Consider the following 7,162-nt stretch of genomic DNA (forward strand, 5'->3'; position numbering starts at 1 on the left):
GAATGCAAAGGTTTTGTTACCGGCTGCCGTCCTATCATCATCGTCTGTTGCGTCGCACCCTTCAGCGTTCAGAAAAATTATCAACAAGTACCACCGCCCGAATCGAACAGCGGCTGGATGTATGACAGATTAAACTTTATGACTCTACTTGCTGTAAACTGGTCCGCACTTTTTGCCAACATTGGACAATTTATCTTATCGTTTTCCATACTCGTTACACTTCACGAAATGGGTCACTTTGTAACCGCCAAATGGTTTGGTTGCCGGGTGGACAAATTCTACCTGTTCTTCAACCCCTGGTTTTCGCTTTGGAAAACCCAAAAAGGCGAAACGGAATACGGTCTCGGCTGGCTGCCCCTTGGCGGTTATGTAAAGATTGCCGGGATGATCGACGAAAGCATGGACAAAGAGCAGTTGAAACAGCCGGCCCAACCCTACGAGTTCCGGGCAAAACCGGCCTGGCAGCGCCTGATCATCATGCTGGGCGGCGTGACGGTCAACTTCATTCTGGCCCTGGTTCTTTTTGCCATGATCCTTTTTGTTTGGGGCGAAGAACGCCTGCCCGTGGCCAACCTGAAATACGGTGTGATGTCGGATTCGCTGGCCCAGTCGGCTGGTATCAAGAACGGCGATAAGATTACGGCCGTGAACGGGAAACCCCTACGCTATGTGGAAGACCTGACAAAAGGAATTGTGCTGTCGGAAAGAGCGTCGTTATCCATTAACCGCGAGGGAAGAGATACAACGGTAACATTGCCCAAAGGCTTTCTGTCAAGCCTGACCAAAAGCCAGTTGTCGGGGTTCATTTACCCCCGCACACCGGTCATCATTCAAAGTGATGCGGAGGTGAAATATGTGTCGGGAAAAATGTTGCCCGGGGACCAGTTGATCGGTGTAAACGGAACTTATTTCAGGTTTTTTGATGAATACATCGATGCGAAAAAGGAGCTGAAGAATCAAAATATTACACTCTCCCTGCTGCGCAATGGAAGGGATACCGTGCAGGCAGTAGTGAAAACGGATGCCGTTAGCCGCACAGGCCTGGAGCAAAAGGATGTGTACGAAATCCTGGGTTCGGAGAAAACGCAATATTCGTTCTTCGGCGCTATTCCTGCCGGGATCAATTACGGCATCGACCGGTTAAAAGATTATGTAACAGGCATACGCCTCCTGTTTACATCCAAAGAACATAAAGTGTCTGATAACCTTGGCAGCTTTATTTCTATTGGCAAAACATTTGGCGGTACCTGGGACTGGAAACGTTTCTGGATGATGACGGCCTTGTTCTCTATCATTCTTGCGTTTATGAACATCCTGCCTATTCCCGCTCTGGATGGTGGTCATGCCCTGTTTACGATCTATGAGATGATCACCGGCCGCAAACCGAGCGACAAGTTCATGGAGTATGCGCAGATGGTTGGCATGGCCCTGTTGCTTGGCCTGATGTTATATGCCTTCGGGCTGGATATCTGGCGTTTGTTCCGGTAGAAGAAGATGGCAGAAGATAGTCAACGGAGGACAGCTTTAAGCAATTCCTTACATCGATTAAAGATTTAAGAAAGACTGTTGCAAATAAGCGGTGTTCATTTTGTAAATTTGTAAGCTGTTTTGGAAAATAGATGCCAGTGTGAATAAGGCATTGGTATCTTTCATCCGCCAACAGGGATCTCTTCTGGGGGCGTTTGGTTTTGACAGCATCGATCTTTGAAAGTGTAAGCATGCCGAGCGTTGGATAATTAGCTCGTAAATCTGAATACCCGAACTTCAAATGGCAATACTCAGTATGCCATGGCTGCCTAATCAGTGATTAAGTAGTCATTAGGGCCGCCGCGCAGGTTTGTCTCTTACCAAGCGCCGCCGCCGACTTAAAAACAAACAGGGATTGCGGCAACCGAAGGCTGTGACGGTTGTCTAAGACCATACAGCTACGGAAAATGTTGGTTGGTTTCGTTCCTGCATTTTCCCGACAAGCAATACGGAAATAAGCATGTAGAAAGCTTTTGAATGTCATGTTTGGACACGGGTTCGAATCCCGTCGCCTCCACCTGACGGGACAACTCTAAATTTTTGAAGAGTTGTCCCTTTTCTTTTTCGCTGAAACCCTTGTCCATGGCGGTTATTAGCAAAACAGCTTCGTTGATTTTTGGGGTTCGACTCTTGTTTTCAGAAATCACGAGCTTTTCTGGAAAAATCGAACTCACCACTTCTCTTTTTGTCTCCATGCCGCTTTCCCGGTAGAATTCCGGCAGGTTTTCCAACAGGTGAATGCCCGTTTTTAAAAACTTCTGAAACTCACTTTGCATGGAGCCTTGGCTTTCCAGTTCTGCCTGCAACTTCTGTAGCTCCGTTGTATAGCGAGCCTTAGTTTTGGCATAGCCGGCCGCGTCAATGACTTTGTCCATCAGGTTATCATCGAGTGCATCCAAGCGGCTCTGCACTTGTTTGATCTCGGCCTGTATTTTAGCAATTGGGCGTACCTCGGTTTGCTTTTTTGCCAGCAGCTTTTTGACCATGGTTTCATAGAGTTTCTTTGCCTGTCCGTTTACTTTAAACTCGGAAAGAATGTTTGACATGATTTCGTGCGTCTTTTGAGCACGAATACGTTGCTGCCCACAATGATTGCAGTGGTAGTAATAATGACGATCGCCTGTTTTGCTTCGGGAGGCGCTGCCGGTTAGTTGCCTTCCGCAACACTCACACAACAGCAGACCGCGTAAGTGTAGTTGATCATTGCAGGCCTTTGGTTTTGCTAGTTGCATGACTTTGTAGTTGCCCTGTAGTAGGGCTTGCACCTTTTCGAAAACTGCTGTTTCGACGATTGATTGATGTAATCCTTTTACATAATAACCGCCCTTTTGGTCATTGACATGAATTTCGCCAATGTATACACGGTTGCGGGCGATAACTGAAAAGGTAGCTCGGGGAATATTGATTCCCTTTTTTTTGAGCGACTCTCTCACTTCAGCTTGCGATATTCCTTTCAATAGTGATAAAAAGATATTCTTAACGATGGTAGCTTTTTCATTTGGAATGATAATGGGTTTGCTGTGCTCATCCTTTGTATTTTTATAGCCATATGGCGCCTTGCCCATCCACCGTCCACTGGCGGCTGCTGCACGAACACCTTCAGTGATCTTGATGCTTCTACGTTTGTTGTCGATATCTGGCAAGTTCAGGTACACGCCCAGAATGAGCATGTTTTCAGGAATGGAAAGGTCCAGCGGTTGTTCAATGGCCTGCACTTCTATACCCATTTGCTTTAGGTTGTCCAGCACGGCATAGGACTCGGTGACGTTGCGGGAGAAGCGGTCCCAGGTGGTGACCAGCAGCAGGTCCACTTTTCCTTTATTGGCTTTGAGGTAGGTGAGGAGCTTTTTGAACTCCGGGCGGTTGAAGTTCTTGGCCGAGTGGTCTTCCCGGTAAATGTTGACTACCTGTATACCTTCCCGCATGCAGTGGGAGGAGAGTTTGTCAACTTGGAAGTCTAAGCTATAGCCTTTGGCTTGTTCGTCTGAACTTACGCGGGCCATTAAAATCGCACGTTTCATATGACAGCAGAATTCGGTTTGGTTGTTTTCTGAATAGGTTTTCTTTCTTTTGGCACGCAGCTGTTTTTATGCGTACTGCGTTGTTTGCGAACTGTTTTTCTTAGCCTTCCTGGTCTTCACCCGCATAGTAGGTGTCGACGGTGAGCTGTGCCCAGCGGAAGAGCAGCTCTGTAATGAGCTTTACCTCGTCATCGCTGTAGTGGTTTACGTTGCCTTCATTTAAGATTTGTTTTGCTTGTAAAAGGTCAAACATGGCTCTTGCATGTTGCGGCGGTACTTCCTGTGTCTCAGGTAAGCCGCTGTCTTGTGTGACCATGTGGTTGGCTGGTGGTTCCAGTCCATGTTAATTTTGTTTTTCGCTTTCTTGAATGCTTCCTTAGTCATCGTGCGTGAAGCGTTTTTTTGTCGTTTTCTCTGCGTAGACGATCTGCCCTTTTTCGGTGACGATTGTCAGGTTCTCATAGCCACCCTTCAGAAGAACTTCCGTTAACCGTGCTTCCATTGCGATCTTTTTTCTGCGGGTGCTTTCCAGAGTTTGTGGTTTTCCATCTTTAAAATGCACAGTAATGGACTTCAGTCCTTCTTTTCTGGTTTCTTGAATCAGCTGCCACTCCTCTTGGGTCAGCACTGCCTGCCGCACTGTATCACTCACCAGCTCCAGGCCGGCAAAAAAGCCCATAACCCCATTTAAGGAAATCATGAGGTAAGAGGTTTCCATAGGGCCGCCCTCGTCACCCATGAAGAGGATACCATCCTTATTTTGAAACACCAGCCGGTGCTTTCCTTCTTTGCTCACCCAAAGGCTGAAAGGCAGCCGTGTCCCTAGCACGTTATAGAGGTAGATGGACAGCTTGGAATAACCCAGGGCCTGTATATCGGCCTGCTTTTGGAAGTACTCGTCCAAAATGGGCTTCACTACACTAGTGGCCACCCCATACATCTTGGCAAGCTGCGCTTCGGTTTCCTTGCGGGTGAGCTTGAGCTGGCGCAGGACCTCTTTGTTATCAAAAGGGGCAAAGAGTTCTTCTTTGAGCACCGCTATTTTTTCCTTTTCCATGCCGTACTCCCGCAGTTCGCGGACAATCCCGAGCCACACCAGGTCAAAAAAGGAAAACCTGCGGCGCTTTCCCTCCTCTAGCTGTGGCGGGAGGATGTCTATACCCTCGGCCCAGTAGTTCAGTACCCGATGATAGTTTTTGAGAAAGGACAAGGCTTCCTGCGAGTAGTCTTTGGTAAACAGGGGGGCGAGTTGCTCAAAGGCCGCATCGGGAATGAGCAGGGTAGAGGAGGGGGTAAAGGCGGTTGTGTGCTTCATATTTACGGTACTGTAAATATACAGGATATATTTACATGTAAAAAAAGTTGTTTTGGGCTGAGAAGCACAAGTTGTCTTTGAAAATAAATATGACAATCAATTACTTATAAAGTAACTACATCCGTTTGATAAAAGTATAAAAAAGCTAATAAAAGTTTGAAATTTACTTTTTATCTGATATAATTGCAGCGACGGACCGCTCAAAACGACGGTCGTTTATTCATTGACCAAAACTGATAACCTTATGAAAAAACGTTCCTTTAGGCACAACTACTACACCTTTTGCAAGAACTGTGGAGAGATTAATCTGACAGCCACTAGCCGGGCAGATTGTTGTCCGGATCCGCCGCCAGGAGAAGAAAAATCCAATTGCCGCTCAAAGTTTCACAGTAACGGCAAAGTGTCTTCCCACAATCCAACAGTGGCCAACTGCTTTGGCGAAGACATTGACGTGGACAAAGCATTAGCAGGTATCTACTTTTTTAATGAGCAGGGGCCTAAAGAGTGGACAAGGCCCGTTTCATACAAAATTGTGTTTTGTTTTTTTGACTATTATGGACCCCTTCCAACTGGCACTGAAACAATGATCTTAGGACAATATGCTGCAAGAAAGGTAGCCATGCCAAGTGGTGATGTGGGCTTCATTTTTAAGCTGGCGGTGCACCTGACCAAAGACGAGCGTAACTGCTACCGAAACATATGGGTAAAGCCAAGAGCAGCCCGTTTCTACAAAAGCATGGAAGAGCACCCGATGACTAGGGAAAAGCTTACCCTCGAAGAACTCGAAGCTGTTATTTGTGGTATGTACGACGTCTTTGATCAGAAGTTTGGCAGCGGTACGGAGGGAACTGACGGCAATATGCCGAGCGATGAAACACTGGAATAAATGAAGCTAGATTGGTTAGGAGAGTCCGACTTAAATGAAAGTGAACAAGGCGTGACACACGTAATAGAAGGTTTACTTGTGTTACGCCATTTTTCGCAATTCATGATAATTCAAGAAATAGGGAATGTATTTCAGGGCTGTTAAACAAAAAGAATTGACACTGGTCGGAATTGAAGTTCTGTCAGAACTCGAACCTTTTTGCATAGATAGCTCTGTTCCAACATTTGGAGTGGTTTATTGGTATTGTTGGTGACAAAGTAGTGAACTGACGAGCCTTCAGTAAACTGAAGGTAAAACCGCTTGATTTTGCTACTCGTGTAAACAAATCAAAAAAGCTGAGATGATATTTAGATACTCAGCGATTTGTTGCCCAGTTTATAAGTGGATGGCAGAAAGACTACTATGTTGTACGGATTAATATTGCATGTAGGGTCAATACAAACGGACAGGTGTAGTTTTTCGCCTTGTTTATTTTCAAGCAAGATTATAGCCTCCTCTTCTTGCATTGTTTATCCATTTAAACTGAACGATAAAGCAATCTTGTTTAGTTCCCTTGTTACTCCTTGTAAATCTGTTCCTCTTTCCTGAATCGTCCATTTCGCCAGTTTCTCTGGCAGACATTCAGAAAACTTTGAGAACCATTTGGCTTCAACCTGGCTGTGGATCAAACTTTCCAACTCAATGAGTGTTGAAGTTCTTAGTTGTGAAAGCCATTTACACAATTGCTCCATTGAGAGTTCTTCGTCTTTTTGTGCCTGAAAGGTGATCAACTTAAAATCATAATCAGGCTGCTCGCCAAATTCTGCAGCGAAGAGCAGGGCAATCGTGCGGTTAATTTTATCGCCGCCAAAGGTCCAAAGTGAAAAAGGTCCGTGATCTTCGTCTGCTTCCAAAATCCATTTATTTCTTTGCCAGCCTAAACTTCCCATGGTATTTCTTTGTCTTTGGATGGAAAGATGGGCAACGTGATCGAGAAAGTGCAGTTGTAAATCGCTCATGAGTATACTGCCAACCTCTTGAGCAAGTTCAAAGGGGATATCAAAGTTTGCCAGCGCTTTCCATTTTGGTGCTTTGCCGGTCTTGTTCTTCTCCACTAGGACCTGCTGCATTTCGTGATCCAATTTTAGTGCATTCCATTCCTGTCCGCCTAAAACAAATACAAAAGGTAATTGCAATGTTTGCGCAAAGCCAAAGTCAAGTGTTCCAACCACCTTTTTGCCATCGACTACGTTATACATGGGGCTTGTGTCGAAGATGGCAAAGAGCCGCTTCCAATTGGCCCTGCAAGGAATTGACTGATTTTGAAACTTACTCTGTGGATCCTGAGGGACTTGAACCCCTGGTCCCATTATTTTGCATCAGCAACTTGCATCAATGGCAGAATCGAGCGCTTCGACCTTCGATACATCGTAG

General features: G+C 45.8%; 5 protein-coding genes, 1 other RNA gene and 1 pseudogene. 3 read left to right on the forward strand and 4 right to left on the reverse strand.

Annotated features, from left to right (window positions below):
- Window positions 1–138 precede the first annotated feature (138 nt).
- Together rseP and ssrA are read left to right on the forward strand one after the other, a co-directional pair.
- Window positions 139–1,488: an RIP metalloprotease RseP gene (gene rseP / locus D6024_RS11670; RefSeq protein ID WP_121354758.1), complete on the forward strand. Its 1,350-nt coding sequence runs from the start codon at window positions 139–141 to the stop codon at window positions 1,486–1,488.
- A 186-nt stretch (window positions 1,489–1,674) separates the two neighbouring features.
- Window positions 1,675–2,047: a transfer-messenger RNA gene (gene ssrA, locus D6024_RS11675) on the forward strand.
- A gap of 733 nt (window positions 2,048–2,780) precedes the next feature.
- Here the strand turns inward: ssrA and D6024_RS27600 are convergent.
- The 3 genes and pseudogenes from D6024_RS27600 to D6024_RS11690 all read right to left on the reverse strand — a co-directional run.
- Window positions 2,781–3,548 (reverse strand): annotated as a pseudogene (locus D6024_RS27600) (recombinase family protein); the annotation flags it as partial.
- A gap of 100 nt (window positions 3,549–3,648) precedes the next feature.
- A complete protein-coding gene (locus D6024_RS11685; protein WP_121354759.1) occupies window positions 3,649–3,864 on the reverse strand; it encodes a hypothetical protein in 216 nt (71 codons plus the stop codon).
- A 60-nt stretch (window positions 3,865–3,924) separates the two neighbouring features.
- Window positions 3,925–4,863 (reverse strand): helix-turn-helix domain-containing protein, encoded by a 939-nt coding sequence (locus D6024_RS11690; RefSeq protein ID WP_121354760.1) that lies wholly within the window; start codon window positions 4,861–4,863, stop codon window positions 3,925–3,927.
- Between the two features lie 244 nt (window positions 4,864–5,107).
- On the opposite strand from D6024_RS11690, the gene D6024_RS11695 reads away from it, so the two are divergent.
- Window positions 5,108–5,749, forward strand: a complete 642-nt coding sequence (locus tag D6024_RS11695) for a hypothetical protein (RefSeq protein WP_162944718.1) — start codon at window positions 5,108–5,110, stop codon at window positions 5,747–5,749.
- A 509-nt stretch (window positions 5,750–6,258) separates the two neighbouring features.
- Here D6024_RS11695 and D6024_RS11700 read toward each other — a convergent pair.
- A complete protein-coding gene (locus D6024_RS11700) occupies window positions 6,259–6,987 on the reverse strand; it encodes a hypothetical protein (protein WP_162944719.1) in 729 nt (242 codons plus the stop codon).
- Window positions 6,988–7,162 lie beyond the last annotated feature (175 nt).

Source organism: Flavisolibacter nicotianae, from assembly GCF_003628535.1.
In the GTDB taxonomy this organism is placed as follows: domain Bacteria; phylum Bacteroidota; class Bacteroidia; order Chitinophagales; family Chitinophagaceae; genus Flavisolibacter; species Flavisolibacter nicotianae.

Excerpts from the sequence above, each read along its gene's own strand:
- rseP (WP_121354758.1), top strand. The coding sequence starts at position 139 with ATGACTCTACTTGCTGTAAACTGGTCCGCACTTTTTGCCAACATTGGA.
- D6024_RS11685 (WP_121354759.1), bottom strand. The coding sequence starts at position 3,864 with ATGGTCACACAAGACAGCGGCTTACCTGAGACACAGGAAGTACCGCCG.
- D6024_RS11690 (WP_121354760.1), bottom strand. The coding sequence starts at position 4,863 with ATGAAGCACACAACCGCCTTTACCCCCTCCTCTACCCTGCTCATTCCC.
- D6024_RS11695 (WP_162944718.1), top strand. The coding sequence starts at position 5,108 with ATGAAAAAACGTTCCTTTAGGCACAACTACTACACCTTTTGCAAGAAC.
- D6024_RS11700 (WP_162944719.1), bottom strand. The coding sequence starts at position 6,987 with ATGTATAACGTAGTCGATGGCAAAAAGGTGGTTGGAACACTTGACTTT.